The 16795-nt window shown below is 69.8% G+C and carries 22 protein-coding genes and 1 other RNA gene; 11 read left to right on the forward strand and 12 right to left on the reverse strand.

Going from position 1 to position 16795, the window contains the following annotated elements; all coding sequences use genetic code 11:
- Window positions 1-12: 12 nt before the first annotated feature.
- Genes EL338_RS16260 through mbtN form a run of 6 tightly spaced genes read left to right on the forward strand, consistent with a single transcriptional unit; the run spans window position 13 to window position 4803 of the window.
- The gene (locus EL338_RS16260; RefSeq protein ID WP_126334687.1) at window positions 13-1005 is read left to right on the forward strand and encodes a YihY/virulence factor BrkB family protein; all 993 of its coding nucleotides are present in this window, start codon (window positions 13-15) and stop codon (window positions 1003-1005) included.
- 29 nt (window positions 1006-1034) lie between these two features.
- The gene (gene crcB / locus EL338_RS16265) at window positions 1035-1406 is read left to right on the forward strand and encodes a fluoride efflux transporter CrcB (RefSeq protein ID WP_126334688.1); all 372 of its coding nucleotides are present in this window, start codon (window positions 1035-1037) and stop codon (window positions 1404-1406) included.
- A complete protein-coding gene (gene crcB / locus EL338_RS16270; RefSeq protein WP_126334689.1) occupies window positions 1403-1774 on the forward strand; it encodes a fluoride efflux transporter CrcB in 372 nt (123 codons plus the stop codon). The genes crcB (EL338_RS16265) and crcB (EL338_RS16270) overlap by 4 nt, the downstream gene beginning before the upstream one ends.
- Before the next feature lie 40 nt (window positions 1775-1814).
- Window positions 1815-2075, forward strand: coding sequence for a mycobactin biosynthesis acyl carrier protein MbtL (mbtL, locus tag EL338_RS16275; protein WP_126334690.1), 261 nt, complete (start codon window positions 1815-1817; stop codon window positions 2073-2075).
- Window positions 2072-3649 (forward strand): long-chain-fatty acid--ACP ligase MbtM, encoded by a 1578-nt coding sequence (gene mbtM, locus EL338_RS16280; RefSeq protein ID WP_126334691.1) that lies wholly within the window; start codon window positions 2072-2074, stop codon window positions 3647-3649. The genes mbtL and mbtM overlap by 4 nt, the downstream gene beginning before the upstream one ends.
- Window positions 3646-4803 carry a mycobactin biosynthesis acyl-ACP dehydrogenase MbtN gene (mbtN, locus tag EL338_RS16285; RefSeq protein WP_126334692.1) on the forward strand — a complete coding sequence of 386 codons (1158 nt, stop codon included), beginning with the start codon at window positions 3646-3648 and terminating at the stop codon, window positions 4801-4803. The genes mbtM and mbtN overlap by 4 nt, the downstream gene beginning before the upstream one ends.
- Before the next feature lie 9 nt (window positions 4804-4812).
- On the opposite strand, the gene EL338_RS16290 is transcribed toward mbtN, so the two are convergent.
- The 4 genes from EL338_RS16290 to EL338_RS16305 form a co-directional block, all read right to left on the reverse strand.
- On the reverse strand, window positions 4813-5466 hold the full coding sequence (locus tag EL338_RS16290; RefSeq protein WP_126334693.1) for a GNAT family N-acetyltransferase: 654 nt from the start codon (window positions 5464-5466) through the stop codon (window positions 4813-4815).
- Between the two features lie 46 nt (window positions 5467-5512).
- Window positions 5513-5851, reverse strand: a complete 339-nt coding sequence (locus tag EL338_RS16295) for a cupin domain-containing protein (protein ID WP_126334694.1) — start codon at window positions 5849-5851, stop codon at window positions 5513-5515.
- A 20-nt stretch (window positions 5852-5871) separates the two neighbouring features.
- Window positions 5872-6309 (reverse strand): hypothetical protein, encoded by a 438-nt coding sequence (locus tag EL338_RS16300; RefSeq protein ID WP_126334695.1) that lies wholly within the window; start codon window positions 6307-6309, stop codon window positions 5872-5874.
- 86 nt (window positions 6310-6395) lie between these two features.
- A complete protein-coding gene (locus tag EL338_RS16305) occupies window positions 6396-7265 on the reverse strand; it encodes an LLM class F420-dependent oxidoreductase (protein ID WP_126334696.1) in 870 nt (289 codons plus the stop codon).
- A gap of 30 nt (window positions 7266-7295) precedes the next feature.
- Here EL338_RS16305 and EL338_RS16310 point away from each other — a divergent pair, with 30 nt between their 5' ends.
- The 3 genes from EL338_RS16310 to ssrA all read left to right on the forward strand — a co-directional run bounded on the left by EL338_RS16310 (window position 7296) and on the right by ssrA (window position 8888).
- Window positions 7296-7490 (forward strand): hypothetical protein, encoded by a 195-nt coding sequence (locus EL338_RS16310; RefSeq protein WP_126334697.1) that lies wholly within the window; start codon window positions 7296-7298, stop codon window positions 7488-7490.
- 106 nt (window positions 7491-7596) lie between these two features.
- Window positions 7597-8409 (forward strand): hypothetical protein, encoded by an 813-nt coding sequence (locus EL338_RS16315; RefSeq protein ID WP_126334698.1) that lies wholly within the window; start codon window positions 7597-7599, stop codon window positions 8407-8409.
- A 111-nt stretch (window positions 8410-8520) separates the two neighbouring features.
- Window positions 8521-8888: a transfer-messenger RNA gene (ssrA, locus tag EL338_RS16320) on the forward strand.
- Between the two features lie 152 nt (window positions 8889-9040).
- On the opposite strand, the gene EL338_RS26590 is transcribed toward ssrA, so the two are convergent.
- Window positions 9041-9706, reverse strand: a complete 666-nt coding sequence (locus tag EL338_RS26590) for a DUF1460 domain-containing protein (RefSeq protein ID WP_235666536.1) — start codon at window positions 9704-9706, stop codon at window positions 9041-9043.
- 969 nt (window positions 9707-10675) lie between these two features.
- On the opposite strand from EL338_RS26590, the gene EL338_RS16330 reads away from it, so the two are divergent.
- Entirely contained in the window at window positions 10676-11374 is a 699-nt protein-coding gene (locus EL338_RS16330; RefSeq protein ID WP_126334700.1) for a proteasome protein, read from the forward strand.
- A gap of 16 nt (window positions 11375-11390) precedes the next feature.
- Here EL338_RS16330 and EL338_RS16335 read toward each other — a convergent pair whose 3' ends face one another.
- Complete coding sequence (locus tag EL338_RS16335) at window positions 11391-12062, reverse strand: VldE C-terminal domain-containing protein (RefSeq protein WP_126334701.1); 672 nt, start codon at window positions 12060-12062, stop codon at window positions 11391-11393.
- Between the two features lie 164 nt (window positions 12063-12226).
- Here EL338_RS16335 and EL338_RS16340 point away from each other — a divergent pair, with 164 nt between their 5' ends.
- Window positions 12227-12367, forward strand: a complete 141-nt coding sequence (locus EL338_RS16340) for a hypothetical protein (RefSeq protein ID WP_235666175.1) — start codon at window positions 12227-12229, stop codon at window positions 12365-12367.
- A 12-nt stretch (window positions 12368-12379) separates the two neighbouring features.
- On the opposite strand, the gene EL338_RS16345 is transcribed toward EL338_RS16340, so the two are convergent.
- The 6 genes from EL338_RS16345 to EL338_RS16370 are packed head-to-tail and all read right to left on the reverse strand — an operon-like array spanning window position 12380 to window position 16788.
- Window positions 12380-13228: a maleylpyruvate isomerase family mycothiol-dependent enzyme gene (locus EL338_RS16345; RefSeq protein WP_126334703.1), complete on the reverse strand. Its 849-nt coding sequence runs from the start codon at window positions 13226-13228 to the stop codon at window positions 12380-12382.
- A complete protein-coding gene (locus EL338_RS16350) occupies window positions 13176-14192 on the reverse strand; it encodes a DNA polymerase domain-containing protein (protein WP_235666176.1) in 1017 nt (338 codons plus the stop codon). Before EL338_RS16350 ends, EL338_RS16345 begins: the two co-directional genes overlap by 53 nt.
- A 7-nt stretch (window positions 14193-14199) precedes the next feature.
- The gene (gene smpB, locus EL338_RS16355; protein ID WP_126334704.1) at window positions 14200-14703 is read right to left on the reverse strand and encodes an SsrA-binding protein SmpB; all 504 of its coding nucleotides are present in this window, start codon (window positions 14701-14703) and stop codon (window positions 14200-14202) included.
- Window positions 14704-14705: 2 nt separating this feature from the next.
- Complete coding sequence (gene ftsX / locus EL338_RS16360) at window positions 14706-15599, reverse strand: permease-like cell division protein FtsX (protein WP_126334705.1); 894 nt, start codon at window positions 15597-15599, stop codon at window positions 14706-14708.
- Window positions 15600-16289, reverse strand: a complete 690-nt coding sequence (gene ftsE, locus EL338_RS16365; RefSeq protein ID WP_126336915.1) for a cell division ATP-binding protein FtsE — start codon at window positions 16287-16289, stop codon at window positions 15600-15602.
- Window positions 16290-16329: 40 nt separating this feature from the next.
- Complete coding sequence (locus tag EL338_RS16370) at window positions 16330-16788, reverse strand: Rv3103c family proline-rich protein (protein WP_435404909.1); 459 nt, start codon at window positions 16786-16788, stop codon at window positions 16330-16332.
- Window positions 16789-16795: the final 7 nt, after the last annotated feature.

Below are 16795 nucleotides of genomic sequence, written 5' to 3' on the forward strand. Positions count from 1 at the left end.
TAGGCTCGATCCATGGCGTCGGGCAGCTGGTGGTCGCGGATGGAGGCGGTTCTGGATGCCATCCCGATGGCGCTGCTGCGGCGCAGCATCGCCGTCTTCAACCGGGCGCCGCGTCCGGTGCGTCAAACGTGGCGGCTGGTGCTGCGCACGCTGCGGGGGGCCGCCCAGGATCGGGTGCCCGGTCTGGCCGCCGAGGCCGCGCTGTTCTCGCTAATCTCGTTGCCGGCGTTGCTGCTGGCGATCCTCGGGTCGTTGGGCTTCATCGCCGAGACGCTGGGCCCGGCGGGCACCGAGGCACTGCGTCAGCTGGTGCTCGAGGTTCCCGAGGCGTTCCTGTCGGAGCGCACCTTCGCCGCCTACGAGCAGACCGTGGAGGCCATGCTGGCGCAGCGGCGCGGCAGCGTGATCTCCATCGGCATCCTGCTGAGTCTGTGGACCGGTTCGCGGGCGATGCACCGGTATCTGGAGACCATCGCGATCGCCTACGGCGTCAGTCCGCGCCGGCTGGGCCAACGGCGGCTGCTGGCGCTCGGCCTGACGGTCGCCGGCCTGCTCGGGGCCGTCGCGCTGCTGCCGCCGCTGGTGTTGGGCCCGGACCTCATCGAGTCGATGGCCCCGCCGGCGGTCGCCGCGGCGACGCTGCACGTCCTCGATCTGCTGTTCTGGCCGGCCGTGGGCGTCCTGGTGCTGCTGGGGTTGGCGACTCTGTACCACCTTGGGGCGCCGTGGCATACACCGTGGCGGCGTGACCTGCCGGGCGCCGTGCTGGCCATGGCGCTGTGGTTGGCCGCGGCCGCGGCACTGCGCGCCTACCTGGCGTTCAGCGTGCAGGACGACGCGGCCTACAGCCAGCTCGCGGTGCCGATCGCGGTGGTGCTCTGGCTCTACCTCACGGCGCTGGCCGTGCTCCTCGGCGCGGAGGTCAACGCGGTGATCGAGAAGATGTGGCCGCACGAGCGCCACCCCTGGCGCTTGCGCAGGCGCACCGCAGAAGATTCGCAGTAGACGGCGGCACTGCCGTCATACTTTGCGACGTGTTCGGTCACGACAAGCGCGCGCTGGCAGCGGTGTTCGTCGGCGGCGCGGTCGGCACGCTGGCCCGCGCGGCGCTGGCCGAGTTCGCGGTGCACGACCCGGCGCGCTGGCCGTGGCAGACGTTCGTGGCCAACATCGCCGGCGCGTTGTTGCTCGGCTTCCTGAGCACGCGCCTGCCGCCCGACAGCCATCGCCGACGGATGCTGGGCACCGGGTTCTGCGGCGGGTTGACGACGTTCTCCACCATGCAACTCGAGACCGTGCGGATGCTCGAACACCAGCACTACGGCCTGGCCCTCGGTTACACGGCGGTCAGCCTGGTGACCGGGCTGGCGGCGGTGCGGTTGGCCGGCGGGCTGGGGCGCCGATGAGCGTCCTGCTGTGGCTGGCGGTCGCGGTGCTCGGTGGGCTCGGCGCGGTCGCGCGCTACCTCGTCGACAGCGCGGTCACCCGCCGGGTCGCCCGGGCGTTCCCGTACGGCACCATGGCGGTCAATCTCAGCGGGGCGCTGCTGCTCGGTTTCCTCGGCGGGCTGACGCTGGGACCGTCCGCGGCCCTGCTGGTGGGCACGGCGTTTGTGGGCGCCTATACGACGTTCTCGACGTGGATGCTGGAGACCCGGCTGCTGGCCGAGACTCGGCGCTATTGGCCGGCGCTGGCCAACATCGTGGTGAGTGTCACGTTGGGCCTCGCGGCGGTCTGGCTGGGGCAGGCGATTGCGGCCCTGGGCAGGGGGTAAGCCTAGCCTTGGCTTACCCCGGCGTGTAGCGTCGCACGCCATGGAAACGTCTCACCCGGAAGCGGTCAGTGCTGCCCTCGAAGAGATCCTGCGCGACGATCTCAGCGTCGACATCAGCCGGGTCACGCGTGAGTCGCGGCTGATCGACGACGTGGGCCTGGACTCGGTGGCCTTCGCCGTCGGCATGGTCGCCATCGAGGACAAGCTCGGCGCGGCGCTGACCGAAGAGGACCTGCTCAGCTGCGAGACCGTCGGGGACCTCGAGGCGGCCATCCTGGCCAAGGTTCCCGCCGCCAAGTGAACGTGCTGACGTCCGCGCTGACGCGGGCGATGACGGAGTCGGACAAAGACCTGGTGGTCCTCGACCGCGAGAGCGGCGAATGGGTCCGCCACCCCTGGGCCGAGGTGCACGCCCGCGCCGAGAACGTCGCCGAACGGATCAGCAACGGCCCGGCCGGCGAGGTGGGGTTGGTCGGCGAGGTCACCGTCGAGTTCGTCGCCGCCCTGCAGGGCGCCTGGCTGGCCGGGCGCGCGGTCTCGATCCTGCCCTCGCCGATCCGTGGCGCCGACCCGGCCCAGTGGGCCCAGTCCACGCTGGCTCGCTTCGACGGGATCGGCGTGACCACGGTGTGCTCCGCCGGATCTGAACTGGCACTGCTGCGCGACGCCGAGTCGTCGGTGACGCTGCTGGACCTGCCGACCGTCGGTCACGCCCAGCGCTCGACCACCTTCGCCGCGGTCCCCGACGACGGCGGCTACGCCGTGCTGCAGGGCACTGCCGGTTCCACCGGCACCCCGCGCACCGCCGCGCTGCGCCCCGAGGCCGTGTTCAGCAACGTCAGCGGCCTGCTGCAGCACATCGGTGTCGACCGCGCCGTCGACGTCGGCTGCTCCTGGCTGCCGGTGTATCACGACATGGGCCTGACCTTCCTGCTCAGCGGCGCGCTCGGCGGCTGCGAGCTGTGGCTGGCACCCACCGCGGCGTTCTCGGCCTCACCGTTCCGCTGGTTGAGCTGGCTGTCGGACAGCCGCGCAACGCTCACTGCCGCACCGAATTTCGCGTACAACGTCATCGGTAAGTACGCCCGCCGGGTGCCCGAGGTCGACCTGTCGGCGCTGCGCTTCGCCATCAACGGCGGCGAGCCCATCGACTGCGAGGGCCTCGACCGCTTCCTGACCGAACTGCACCGGTTCGGACTGGATCCCCGCGCGGCCGCACCGTCCTACGGGTTGGCCGAGGCCACCTGCGCCGTCAGCGCCCCGGACCCGGGCACGGGTCTGCTCGCCGACGAACTGTGGGACCCGGTCACCGAAACCGTGCGGCAGCACGCCGTTCTGGGCAACCCGATCCCGGGGATGGAACTGCGGATCGTCGCCGCCGAGGAACATTCGGGCAACTCCGGCAAGGAGATCGGCGAGGTGGAGATCCGCGGCACCTCGATGATGTCCGGTTACCTCGGCGCCGAAACCGTGGCCCCCGGCGACTGGTTCAAGACCGGCGACATCGGCTACCTGACCGACGGCGGCCTGGTGGTGTGCGGCCGCGCCAAGGAACTCATCACCGTCGCGGGCCGCAACGTGTTCCCCACCGAGGTCGAACGCGTGGCCGCGCAGGTGCGCGGGGTGCGCGAGGGCGCGGTGGTGGCCGTCGGCACCGAACCCGGTGCGCCACGGCCGGGATTGGTGATCGCCGCGGAGTTCCGCGGCGCAGGCGAGGACGCCGCCCGCAGCGAGTTGATCTCGCGGGTGGCCTCCGAATGCGGCGTGGTGCCCGCCGATGTCATCTTTGTCACGCCCGGCTCGCTGCCCCGCACCTCATCGGGCAAGCTGCGGCGACTCGAAGTACGAAGCAATTTGGAGGCGGTTCGCACATGACGGCAGCGGTCGAGGTATCGGTGGACGAGTACCGGGAACTGCTCGGCAAGGTCTTCGACGAACGCGTGGTCGCCTGGACCGCTGAGGCCGAGAAGACCGAGCGCTTCCCCCGCGAACTCATCGAATACCTGGGTTCCTCGGGTGTTTTCAGCGCCAAGTGGGGCGACGCGCAGCTACCGCATGTCGGCAAGCTGCTCGAATTGGCCTATCAGCTCGGCCATCTCGGTTCGGCCGGGATCGCCGTCGGGGTCAGCCTGCACGACTCCGCGATCGCGACGCTGCGCCGGTTCGGCAAGTCCGACTACCTCAAGGACATCTGCGAGCAGGCCATCCGCGGTGAGGCCGTGCTGTGCATCGGCGCCTCCGAGGAGTCCGGCGGCTCGGACCTGCAGATCTGCGAGACCGAGGTGCGTTCGGCGCGAGGCGGTTTCGAGGTTCGCGGGGTCAAGAAGTTCGTCTCGCTGTCCCCCATCGCCGACCACATCATGGTGGTGGCGCGCAGCATCGACCACGACGAGGGCAGCCGGCACGGCAACGTCCTGCTGATCGCCGTGCCGACCGCGCAGACCGAGGTCCAGACGCCCTACCGCAAGGTCGGCGCGGGCCCGCTGGACACCGCCGCGGTGCACATCGACACCTGGGTGCCCCAGGACGCGCTGATCGCGCGCGCCGGCACCGGGTTGGCCGCCGTGTCCTGGGGGCTGGCCCACGAGCGGATGTCGATCGCCGGCCAGGTGGCCTCGTCGTGCCAGCGGGTGCTGGGCATCACGCACGCCCGGATGGTCAACCGCCGGCAGTTCGGTTCCACGCTGTTCGAGCATCAGGCGCTGCGGCTGCGGATGGCCGACCTGCAGGCCCGGGTGGACCTACTTCGCCACGGCCTCAACGGGATTGCCGCCACCGGCAAGCTGGATCTGCGCTCGGCGGCCGCGGTGAAGGTGACCGCGGCACGCCTCGGCGAAGAGGTGCTCGCGGAATGCATGCACATCTTTGGCGGCTCCGGCTACCTGGTCGACGAGACACCGCTGGGTCAGTGGTGGCGTGACATGAAGCTGGCCCGCGTGGGCGGCGGCACCGACGAGGTGCTCTGGGAGTTGGTGGCCGCGGCGATGAAGCCCGACCACGACGGCTACGCCGACCTGATCGGCGGCTGACCCGCGCGGTCAGTCCGCCGGGCGGGTCAGCGCATAGAGCGCCATCCGCCGGTTGGACATGTCGTGCTCGCCGAGGAATTCACACCCGGCGAACTCGCAGAGCCGACGCGCCCCGGTGTTGCGGTGATCCGGATCGAACATGATTCGCCGGCAACGCGGTTCGAGTTCGAACAGACTCTTGGTGACCCGCGGCAGCAGCAGCGGACCGAAGCCCCGGTTGACGATCCGCAGATCGGCGATGGCCGCGTGCAGGCCCAGGTCGTAGGGATCGGCGTCGTAGCGCGGCGCGATCGAATCCTTGGCCGCCCGATAGACCTCGAGGTAGCCGAGATCCTCGCCGTGGCGGCTGCACACCAGCGGGCGCGAATAGGTGCCGGCCAACTGCGCCCGCAGATAGCCGCGCCAGCGGTCCGTCGACCAGGGCGATTCCCACGCCTCGACCAGGTGCGGACGGTTCATCCACTCCGAGATCATCGGCGCGTCGACCGTCGGGTCGGCCAACCGGATCCCGTAGGGCTCGCCGATCGAGGGCAGCGGCGGCGGCGGCACGGCGCGCACGTCCGCGGAAATGTCGGTCAGTTCCCGGGGTAGCACGGGCAGGTCGTCCGTCGTCGCGGTGGCGGACCCATTGGGCGATGCGGGGCTCGGCGCTGGCTCAGTCATTGAGCGGTGAGCCTACCGGAGCCAGGAAGGCTAGGTTTACCTACCTTCAGCCGCGCTGCGCGGCCAACACCGTCAGCAAAACCGCCGAATCCTCCACAGCTTCCAGCGAATGCCGCACCGGCGGGATCACCACGAAATCACCCGTCGAGCATTCGCAGGAATCGTCCCCGGCGATGAGGCGAACCTTGCCGCGCAGCACCTGCAGCGTGGCCTCGCCGGGACTCTCGTGCTCGGCCAGTTGCTGGCCGCCGGCCAGGGCGATCACCGTCTCCCGCAGGGAGTGGTCATGGCCGCCGCGCACGGTCTGCGCCGAACGCCCGGCCCGCGCGGTCCGGGCCGCCTCGAGTTGCTCGTCGACGACCTTAGTCAGCGATATCGGTTGCACAATCACTCCTCATTCCGCGGTCACCAGGTAAGCAGCAGGATGCCGGTCGCAAGTAGGGCAAGCACTTTGACCGCCTCCAGCCCTACGTAAGCGTAGTGAATTCGCGACCGGGACCGGCCGGAACCTCCCGAACCCCCGGCCAGCACGGTGTTCGAGCGCCGCACCAGCGCCGGCCGCACCGCGGCCAGTTGGATCACCAGCGCCCCCAACGCCACTCCGAAGGCGACGATCGCGGCGGTCGAGGGCCGCGCCACGATCATGCCCACCAGCACCACCGCGGCCAGCACCGCCTCGCAGCCGTTGAGCGCCCGGAACACCAGGCGGCCGATCCCGAGACCGATGGGCAGCGTCACACCGGGGGCGCGGAACTTCAGCGGCGCCTCCAGGAACGAGATCGCCAACACCATGCCCAACCACACGAAAACCGCTGCCACAGCGGCGGATACACCAGCGTTCATGATCCCTCCACCTTCGAGTCAACACGATCGCCGCGCGCAGGTTGAGGTCTTTGGTCGCCGATAACGGGGTTAAAGGTCCCTGGGGGTCAGTGTGCGGGCCCGATCCACTGCCGCGCCAGCTCCCCCACCCAGGCCTCGGCCGCGATGGGGTCATACGGCGGGCTCGACACCAGCACCATCTCGTCGAAACCGGCGTCGGCCAGCCGTCGGGCATCGCCGGGCATCGGTTCCCGCAGCGCGGCACACAACCGCAGGTCCCCGGGCTCGCGGCCGGCGGCCCGGGTCAATCGTCGCAGCGTGGCGGCGGCCTCGGCGGCCTCCTCGACGTCGGCGAGGTTGAACCCGTACCAGCCGTCGGCCCAGCGCGCCGCCTGTTCCAACGCCGCCTCGCTGTTGCCGCCGAGCACGATGGGCAACGTGCGGTTGCGCGGCTTCGGGTTGACCCGCACGTCGTGGAACTGCACGAATTCGCCGTCGTGCGAGGCGACGTCGTAGCGCCACAGCGCGCGCAGGGCGGCCACGTAATCGGCCGTGCGCGCCGCGCGCCGCGCGAACGGCACGCCGAGCGCGTCGAACTCCTCACGCACCCAGCCGATTCCGACGCCGAGCGCCAACCGTCCCGCGCACAGCTTGTCCAGCGACGCCGCGCGCTTGGCGACCACCACCGGATTGTGCTCGGGCAGCACCAGCACCCCAGTCGCCAACCCGATGCGGGTGGTGGCCGCGCCCGCGAAACTCAGCGTGATGAACGGGTCCAGCCAGTCGCTGTCGGGGGAAACCGGACTGACACCGTCGTCGGAGTAGGGGTAACGCGAGGCCGACTCGTCGACCATCACCACCCGCTCCCCGGCCCACAGCGTGGCGAACCCGGCCCGTTCGGCCGCGGCCGCCACCGCATCGATCACGGTGCGCTCGGCGCCCGTGCCAACACCCAGCGCGTGCAGGCCCACGTCCATGCGGCGATCATGTCAGGCAAAATCATCGCTATGAGCGACGATCCGGTTGCGGTACTGCAACGTTGGGAGGACGCCGGCGCCGTCTGGCAGGTGCTGCATCGCAGCGCCGAGTCCGTCACCGTCGGATTGTTCACCTGCGACGGCGGCGAAGAGGTCGACCGGGTCACCGCCGGCGGTGCCGCGCTGTTGGCGTTCATCGGCGACCGGAGCAGCAACCTCGACTGACGACGGCCTCGGACTGGTCAAGAGTCAGTAACGAGGATGCGTCGAACCGGCCCTGACCGGGGTTTCGACGCGGTTTACGCCCGCGGCGCCGCTAGGTTCCCCGACCATGAGGATCCCCACGCCGGTGCGTGCCGCTGCGGCGGCGCTGTTCGCTGTCGCCACGGTCGCCTGCTCCGCGACGAACCATCAGGCCGCCGCCGGCGAGGCCGAGAGTGTGGACGCCGCCCCGGCGATCTCCGGGACCCTCGAGTCCTGGCAGGACGCCGTGTGTCATCCGTCGACACCCGACGACGCCGACAGCTGCACCCCGCACGACGGCGACGGCACCATCAACATCGACCATTTCAGCTCCCAGGAGGAGATGGATGCCGAGCTGTCCTGGTCCAGCTCGCACCACGCGGCCCAGACCGTCGTCGACGGCCGGCCGCTGGTGATCTGGACGCCCGAGGGCGAGGAGAGCGATCTGCATCCGCTGCGGGATTACGGCTTCACCCTCACCGCCTACGAGCGGCCCTCGACGTTCACCGCGCGCCCCGCCGACGCCGTCCCGGCGGCGGTACCCAGCACCGATCCGGTGCCGCTGCCCGTCAACCCGTACGGCTACGCCGGCGTGCAGACGGCCTCCGGGGACCTGCAGTGCATGATCCAGGCCGCGTTCGTCGGCTGCCAGAGCGCGGGCATGAGCTGGCCAGCGCACCTCGACGGCAGCGGGCCGTATCACGGCGTGAAGGTCAACCCGGATGGCAGCCTGAACTGGATCGACGGCAACCTCGGCGCCGAGGAGGCCACCGTTCTGGGCAATCAGGCCTACCGGGCGCTGGGCTGGACGATCGTGGCCGGCGACAACGGCGTGCAGTTCCGCAACGACCGCACCGGGCACGGCGCGCTCGTCAGCGTCAGCCGAGTGCAGCAGTTCTAGACATTCGTGAGCCGGTCGGGACTTTTTATTCACTCGACGGTGTTGGAACGGCCGGTATGATGAACTGTCCCGTCGATGGTCGGCGGGTAGGTGGCGAAGTTTCACAGACAAGGGGCTGAACGGTTTCGACTTCGCGCATCGAATCAAGGGAAGCGTGCCGGTGCAGGCAAGAGACCACCGTAAGCGTCGTTGCAACCAATTAAGCGCCGATACCAATCAGCGCGACTACGCTCTCGCTGCCTAAGCGAAGCTAGTCCGTCAGACCGGGAAAGCCCTCGACCCGGACCCTGGCGTCATCTAGAGGGATCAACCGATGAGTTCGGTCGCGGGACTCATCGGGACACCAAACAGCGACTGGGATCGTCATCTCGGCTGGTTCGCGTGACCGAGAGATCCGAGTAGAGACACAGCGAACTGCGCACGGAGAAGCCTCGAGGGAATGCCGTAGGACCCGGGTTCGATTCCCGGCAGCTCCACCGAGAAAGAAGCTGGTCAGAGTCGCAAGGCTCTGGCCAGTTTTCTTTTGCCCGGCGCCACCGCGGCCGGCCCGAGAATGCGCTCAGGGCAGTGGGCCTCGAAGATCTACAACCCTGGTGCCATTTTCGGCGGGGCTTTCGGCGCCGATACCCGCCTACAGCACCGGCCGCAGCACCACGATCCCCGGCACGGTGCGCAGGTAGTCGCGCAGCGGGGTGTCCACCACCTGCTGATCGGCGGCCAGTGAGGACGCGTTGCGGAACACCGGCCCGTCCGGCCCGGCCACGAAGATGCCGACGTGGGTGACGTCCAGGCCGCCGTCCTCGGCGTAGGCCCCGATGTAGTCCCCGGGCCGCAGTACCGAGAGCACCTGATCGTCGACGGCGGCGCTGGGGATATACGACATGGTCGTGGGCACCACGGGCAGCCCGGGCAGATACAGCCCGCCGCCGTCCTTCTGGTTCAAGTTCTTGGTCACCTCGACGGCGCGGTCGCTCACCGTCGCGGTCACGTCGGTGGCGATGGTCGGCGCCCAGTCGGTGAAGAAGTGCCGCCGGTTCTCGAAGGCGACCACGCCGTCGCGGTAGCGGATCTGCCGCAGCGCATCGAGGAAGCCATCGCGATCCTCGGCGCGCTTGAGCGCCTCGACGTAGTCGGCGTAGGTGAAGCAGTCGACGCGCTCCAGGTCGACGACGAGTTGCTCGGGCTCGGTGGCCGAGCCGATGAGTGTGTCTGCGCCATAGGGAATTCCGAGGAACTCCCCCGACGGGTCGGGCGCCGCCAGCATCCGGTCCAGGGTCTGCGCGCTGCGCTCGGACATCCGCACCGCCGGCGCCGCCCCGCGGGCCCGGTACTCGGCGACGGGGATCCGCGCGGGTTCGGCGTAGCCCACCGGCAGCAGCACATCACCGGCGGTGGTGACGTAGTAGATCTCCCACCGGTGGTACGCACCGAGCATCGCCGGATCGGCGGCCAGCACCGCGGCGTAGTCGTTGACCGCGCGCACGTAGCGGTCGGAGTTGTTGTACCGGAACAGCGCGTTGTCGCGATCGGCGGCGAAGCCCTGCGCGGCCAGGAAGCGGCCCGCGGCCAGGATGGCATCGCGCGGCGCGTGGATGTCCCCGCCGGCCCCGTACTGCGCCCAGGTGCCCGGCATGAACTGCATGGGCCCCTGCGCCCCGGCGGTGCTGGTCCCCGCGATCCGGCCGAAGCCGGTCTCGATCAGGTTGATCGCCGCCAGGTGCGCCCAGGGCACCCCGGAGGCGGCCTCGGCCTCGCGGTAGTAGCCCAGCAGCTCCTCGGCCGGGGCCGGCGCGACGATCCGCCACGCCGGCAGCGTGTCGCCGAGCCCGGAGCTCTCCCCCAGCGCGCTGAGGTTGCGCCGCGCGTCGATATTCAAGTCATAGCTCTCCAGCAGTTCCGGCGGGATGCGGGGCCGCGCGATCGGGTCCCATTCCGGGTGGCGCCCCAGCGTGCGGTAGGCCGCCTGCTGCCGGCGCGCGGCCGCGGCCAGCACCTCCTCCGACGACGACGGGTCCCGCAACGCCCGTTCGTCGTGCACGAGGTCATCGGCCAGGCCCACCGGATCGGCGGCGGGTTCGCGGGACGGGGCCGGGGGTGCCGGGACGGGCGCAGGGACGGCCGACGACGTCGGCTCCGTCGGGGCCGGGTCACCGGCGCAGCCGCCGAGCACCAGCGCCCCCGCGAGCAGCAGCGCCGCACGGCAAGTCGTCATGGCCTCCAGTCTTACCGACGTAAGCCCCGGCGACACTGTGGCAGCATCGAAACGGTGACGGTTGTAATCGCCCTGCGCTGCCTCGACGGTCTGGTGATGGGATCAGACTCGCAGATCACCGACCCCGGTCGCGGCCTGACCTATCCCGACCAGAAGCTGCATCCGCTGGGCAAGCGGGCGGCCTGGGGCGGCAGCGGCTCGCGCGCGGTCCTCTACGACCTCGAGCAGATCTTCGGCTCGGAACCCGAGTCCATCCTGGAGGCCGACGACATCGGCCGGGCGCTGCAGGCGCGCACCGTGCCGGTGCTCGAACACCACTACGAGTGCTTCATCGAGAAGGTCCCGGCGCAGGAATCCAGCGGCGCGACCCCGGCGACGTACGTGCTGGCCGCTGGCTACACCGGTGACCAGCCGTTCATCGTCGACATCGACCCGCACGGGCTGATCGGCCGCCACGAGGGCACCGGGTTCCAGGCCATCGGCAGCGGCGCGCCGATGGCGCAGCAGGCCTACACGCTGCTGGAGAACTTCAACATGTCCGACCGTGGGATCGACTACGGCCTGTTGGGCGTACTGCGGGTGCTCGACGCGCTGGCGGTCTCGTCGCCGAGCGTGGGCGGGCCGATGGATCTGTGCCGGATCACTCCGGAGGAGGCGCACCACCTCAGCCCCGACGAGGTCGCCGAGGTCCGCGAGCAGGTGGGCCAGTGGAAGGACCGCGAGCAGAAGACGCTCGACGTCCTCTTCGATTAATTCGCGGGCGCGGCGACTAGCTCTTGGGCGCGGGCTCCATCGAGCCCAGATAGTAGGTTTCGTTCCCGGTCGGGTAGCCGCCGCCGTCGGTGGCGATGTGCACGTGGTCGTAGTGGTTGAGGGTTTCCGACCCGTAGTCGGCCGTCCAACTCGGCGCGCCGATGCCCGGGTAGTAACCCTGCCGCCAGATGACATGCAGCACGCCCCAGCGCTCGGCGTTGGCCAGTGCCAGGCCGGCGATCTGGTTGCCGAGTTCAATACCCTTGTCGCTGTTGTGGTTCGGGATCATCACGTCGATCGCCAGGCCGTTGGGGTGCCACTTGAGCGGATCCTGCCGGTACCCGCCGATGGTGGTGATCTCAGGGAACATCACGTTGATGGCGCGGGCCACCCAGATGGTCTTGACCTGCAACCCCGATTCCGGGGTAACCCCGGCGGGCAGTTCGAACTGGAAGTCGCGCGCCGCGGCGACCGGTGAACTGGCCGCCAGCAGGTCGGCCTCGGCGGGGGTCGCGATCCGTGGCGCTTCGGTGGCCGGCGCGGCCGCTTCGGCCGGGGCGGCCGCGGGTTCCGGGGCGCGCTGCACCGGCGCGGCGCCCTGGGCGTAGAGCATGCCGCCGGAGAGGGCCACGGAGACCGCCAGCACGAACAGGCGTCCCCGGTGGCTGGCTAACAGTTTGCTACCCACGCAGAGCACCTTACTGCCATGTCCGGCGCGGCACGGGCGATCCCGGTCAGCCGAGTTGACCCCGCGCGACGGGTCTGGTTTGGTGTCCGGTTCCAGGGTTGCTTCAGTTGGAGTGATGCGCAGTGAGCAGGGCAGTCAGTCGGCAGACGCCGACCCGTCAGCCAGTGGAATTGAAAGATCTGACGTTGTTGGTCACCGTGCCCGGTGACCCGCAGGCGGTGCGAACGTTCACCGATGCGCAAAGCGACGACGCCAAGAGCTACGCCACCGAGACCGGCGGAATGCTGACCCGACTACCGCGGTAGTACCGACCCGGCTCAGATCACGTAGTTGAGGTTGTCCACCACGCGCTGACCGACCTGCGCGTCGCCGTCGAATTCGATTGTGTCCGGGCGGGTCTCGCACAGCGGCCGGCCGCCGCACAGCCGGGTGAACTGCAGGCCGTCCAGGCGGATCACCGCGGTGGGCTCGGCGTCGAACTCCTCGACCACGGCCGCCCGCCCGTCGACGGCCACCCGGATGGTGCGCGCCAGCGGCCCGGTCAACTCGATGGCCACGCGGGAGCCGTCCGGCGCCTTGCCGAGCTTGCCGACGACGAATCCCATGCTGGCGGCGATCTCGTCGAGGGCCAATCGGCCGGCCGGGCCGGACAGCTCCTCGTCGGACGACGGGCGGCCCAGCGCCTGCCGGATGTCCTGTTCGTGTATCCAGCAGTCGAAGTTACGGATCCGCATGAAGCGCCCGTAACTGTCGGGCCCGGCGGGGGTGGCGGTGACGGCGTTCCACTCGGCGGTGGGCAGTTTCGGCAACGCGGCCTTGCGCTGTGCGATCACCTCCCGGTAGCGCGTCAGCATCGCCGGCGCGCTCTCGTCGCGCAGCGAGATGATCCAGTGTTCGTTCAGCTCGGCGATCGGGTTGCGGACGTGCTCGAGCGCCGCGACGTCGACTCCCGTCTCGGGGGTGGGCGTGCCGGCCAGCATGGCCTCGGTGCCGATGATGTGCGCGACGACGTCGTGGACCGACCAGCCGGGCAGCGCGGTCGGCCGCCGCCAGTCGGCCTCGGGGACGTCGGCCATCAGATGCTCGATGCCGTCCCACGAGGCGAAAAGACCGTCAAGGACTTCGGTTTGGTTCAGTTCCAGAACCGGGCGAGGGCTGCTCACCAGGCGACGGTACCGCGTTCGCGCGGCGGGCGCGGGCGCGGCGCTTACCTTCGTGCATGGCGGCCACGCGGGCGACGGGGATGGTGTGGCCCTGCTCGATCACGTCGCGCGGCAGGGTCTGCGGGGCCGGCATCGCCTCGGCCCACGGGTCGCGCTCGCCGAGCGCGTCGAGCGCGGTGTGCAGCGTGAAATCCGCCGGTACCACGCGGTCGAGGTCCGACCACGCGACCGGGAAGGACACCGGCGTCCCCCGCCGCAGCCGCGGGCTGTAGGCCGCGGCGACGGTCGCGCCGCCGGAGCGGGTGGCGTCGACGAACACCTTGCCGGCGCGGTCCTCGACGATGAACGCCGTCGTCGCGATCGCCGGGTCGAGGGCCTCGGCCCGGGCGGCCAGCGCCCGGGTGGCCGCGGCGACGTCCTCGACCGGGGCGCTGTCGTCGACCGGCACGAAGATGTGCAGTCCGCGGGAGCCGCTGGTCTTGACTGCGCCGGACAGGCCGGCGTCGGCCAGCGCCCGGTGCACCAGGTGTGCGACCGCCACGACGGCGGCGAAGTCGTCGCCGGTCGGCGGGTCCAGGTCGAGCACCAGGTGGGTGGGTCGGTAGATGTTGTCGGCGCGGCCCAGCGTCGGGTGGTATTCGATGGCGCGTTGATTGGCCAGCCACAGCAGCGTGCGCCGGTCGTTGCACAGCGCGTAGCGGATCTCGCGTTGGGAGGCCTCGGCCCAGATGCCGACGGTGGCCACCCAGTCCGGGGTGTACTTGGGGACGTTCTTCTGCATGAACGGCGCCCGCCCCCGCAGCGCGCGCAGCACCGTCAGGGGTCGATCCACGAGGTTCGGCAGCAGCCGATCGGCGACGGCGTCGAGGTAGTCGACCAGGTCCCGTTTGGTGGCGTCGGACTCGGGGCCCAGCGGCGCATCCAGGTTGGTCAGGTCGACCCCGGCGCGCTGCTCCCCCGCGGCCATGGCGGCGTCAGGACATTCCCTTGGCGCGCCGGCCGAGTTCGCGGGTGATCTCGCGGTCGGCGTCGCGGCGGGCCAGATCCTGGCGCTTATCGTGGGCCTGCTTACCGCGGGCCAGCGCCAGTTCCACCTTGACCTTGCCTTCGCTGAAGTACAGCGACAGCGGTACCAGGGTCAGGTTGCCGTCGCGGATCTTGCCGACCAGCGTGTCGATCTGCCGGCGGTGCAACAGCAGTTTGCGGTTGCGCCGCGGGGTGTGGTTGGTCCAGCTGCCGTGGTGATACTCCGGGATGTGCAGGTTGCGCAGCCAGATCTCGCCGTCGTCGACGGTGGCGAACGCATCCGCCAGCGACGCCTGCCCCTCGCGCAGACTCTTGACCTCGGTGCCCTGCAGGACCACGCCGGCCTCGAAGGTGTCGAGGATCGCGTAGTTGTGCCGCGCCTTGCGATTGGTGGCGACCACCTGGTTGTTGCGGCGGGTGGCCTCGTCGACTTTCTTCTTGGTTTTCGCCATCGCTACCTTCGGACGTACAGCCGCAGGGTCACATACGCGGTGGCCGCCGACATCACCACTCCGACCAGGAACAGCAGCGGCGAGATGTAGAGGATGTCGGCGTAGTCGATCCGGGCGATCAGGTTCGCTTGGTAGAACTGGTCGAGCGCTCGTTCCAGGAACAGTGCGCGCACCAGGATCAGCCCGATCACCGACAGCACCACGCCGATGGTGGCGGCCAGCACCGCCTCGAGCAGGAACGGTAGCTGGGTGTACCAGCGGCTGGCGCCCACCAGTCGCATGATGCCGATCTCGGTGCGCCTGGTGTACGCCGCGACCTGAACCATGTTCGCGATCAACAGGATTGAGCCGATCGCCTGCACCAGGGCCACCGCGAAGGCCGCGCTGGACAACCCGTCGAGCACCGCGAAGAGCCGGTCGATCAGATCCTTCTGATTGAGCACGTTGAGCACGCCGGGCTGGCCGGCGATGGCCTCGTCGAACTGCTCGTGCTGTTCGGGGTCGTCCAGTTTGACGATGAAGGACGCCGGGAACGCATCGGTGCCCGCCACGTCCTTGTACTGCGGGAACTTGGCGACCGCGTCCTCGTAGGCGTCGTCGCGGTTGAGGAAGCGCACCGAGCGCACGTCGTCGCGGGCCTCGATCTGCTCGCGCAGCGCCTTGCACGCCTCACCGCCGCAGTTCGGGTCGTTGGCCGACACGTCGTCGGTGAGGAACACCTGCGTCTCGACCCGGTCCAGGTAGATGGCGCGGGACTGATCGGCCAGGCGCACCACCAGCATGCCGCCGCCGAACAGCCCGATCGAGATCGCGGTCGTCAGGATCATCGCGACGGTCATCGTCACGTTGCGACGAAGCCCCGTCAGAACCTCGTTGAACAGGAAGCCAAAACGCACTTATCGATCCATTCCGTAGACGCCGCGCTGCTCGTCGCGGACCAGGCGGCCCAGCGACAGTTCGACCACGCGCTGGCGCATCGCGTCGACGATGTGGTGGTCGTGGGTGGCCATCAGGACCGTGGTGCCCGTCCGGTTGATGCGCTCCAGCAGGTCCATGATGTCCTTGCTGGTCTCCGGGTCGAGGTTGCCGGTGGGCTCGTCGGCCAGCAGGACCAGCGGCCGGTTGACGAACGCGCGGGCGATCGCCACCCGCTGCTGCTCACCGCCGGACAGTTCGCCGGGCAGGCGGTTGGCCTTGCCGGAGAGGCCGACCATCTCCAGGACGTCGGGCACGACGCGGTTGATGGTGTCGGGGCGCTTGCCGATCACCTCGAGCGCGAACGCGACGTTCTCGAACACGGTCTTCTGCTGCAGCAGCCGGAAGTCCTGGAAGACGCAGCCGATCACCTGGCGCAGGCTGGGGATGTGCCGACCGGGCAGCTTGTTCACGTGGAACTTGGAGACCTGGATGTCCCCGGAGTTCGGCGTGTCCTCGCCGAGCAGCAGCCGCATGAACGTCGACTTGCCCGAACCCGACGGGCCGATGAGAAAAACGAACTCACCCTTGTCGATCTTCAGGCTCACATCGTCCAGCGCGGGACGCGCGGACTGTTTGTACTGCTTGGTGACATGGTCAAGGGTGATCATCACGGCACGCCAGTGTAGCGGGGTCCGGCGCCAGTCCCGGCTACGGCGCGGTGGCCGGCGCTTCCGGCTCCGGCGCGGGTGCGGTGGCCGGGGCCGGCGGGAACAGATTGGGGAACAGCGGCGCGGGCGACGGCGGGGTCTCGCCGGTGGTGGTTTCGGTGTCGTCGGGCGGCAGCATGAGGTCCCCGGGCGCCGGCGGTGCCGTTGTGGTGGTGGTCACGGTGGTGTCGGTCGGCTCGGGTGATTCGGTGGTGGTTTCGGTCGTCGTCGGCGTCGTGGTGGTCGGCGTCGTGGTGGTGGGTTGCGTCGTCGGCACCCGGGTGCGCGGCACCCAGGTGTACTCGGGGTCGGGCACGTAACCGGGCGGCACCAGCTGTTCGGCGGGAGCCGGCGCGGGGTCCGGGGCATAGGTGTAATAGACCCACCACGTCGCGAAGAACGCCACCACGAGGATGGCCGTGGAGGTGCGTACGCGGCCGCCGAAGAGGTGCGAGGGCACCTTGATC

The organism is Mycolicibacterium chitae (assembly GCF_900637205.1).
Classification (GTDB): domain Bacteria; phylum Actinomycetota; class Actinomycetes; order Mycobacteriales; family Mycobacteriaceae; genus Mycobacterium; species Mycobacterium chitae.

Coding starts and splice junctions, on each gene's coding strand:
- EL338_RS16290 (WP_126334693.1), bottom strand. CDS start 5,466: ATGACTGAGCCAGCGCCGAGCCCCGCATCGCCCAATGGGTCCGCCACC.
- mbtL (WP_126334690.1), top strand. CDS start 1,815: ATGGAAACGTCTCACCCGGAAGCGGTCAGTGCTGCCCTCGAAGAGATC.
- mbtN (WP_126334692.1), top strand. CDS start 3,646: ATGACGGCAGCGGTCGAGGTATCGGTGGACGAGTACCGGGAACTGCTC.
- EL338_RS16350 (WP_235666176.1), bottom strand. CDS start 14,192: ATGGCCGCGGGGGAGCAGCGCGCCGGGGTCGACCTGACCAACCTGGAT.
- EL338_RS16305 (WP_126334696.1), bottom strand. CDS start 7,265: ATGGACGTGGGCCTGCACGCGCTGGGTGTTGGCACGGGCGCCGAGCGC.
- crcB (WP_126334689.1), top strand. CDS start 1,403: ATGAGCGTCCTGCTGTGGCTGGCGGTCGCGGTGCTCGGTGGGCTCGGC.
- EL338_RS16300 (WP_126334695.1), bottom strand. CDS start 6,309: ATGAACGCTGGTGTATCCGCCGCTGTGGCAGCGGTTTTCGTGTGGTTG.
- EL338_RS16260 (WP_126334687.1), top strand. CDS start 13: ATGGCGTCGGGCAGCTGGTGGTCGCGGATGGAGGCGGTTCTGGATGCC.
- EL338_RS16310 (WP_126334697.1), top strand. CDS start 7,296: ATGAGCGACGATCCGGTTGCGGTACTGCAACGTTGGGAGGACGCCGGC.
- EL338_RS26590 (WP_235666536.1), bottom strand. CDS start 9,706: ATGTCCGAGCGCAGCGCGCAGACCCTGGACCGGATGCTGGCGGCGCCC.
- EL338_RS16315 (WP_126334698.1), top strand. CDS start 7,597: ATGAGGATCCCCACGCCGGTGCGTGCCGCTGCGGCGGCGCTGTTCGCT.
- ftsE (WP_126336915.1), bottom strand. CDS start 16,289: ATGATCACCCTTGACCATGTCACCAAGCAGTACAAACAGTCCGCGCGT.
- smpB (WP_126334704.1), bottom strand. CDS start 14,703: ATGGCGAAAACCAAGAAGAAAGTCGACGAGGCCACCCGCCGCAACAAC.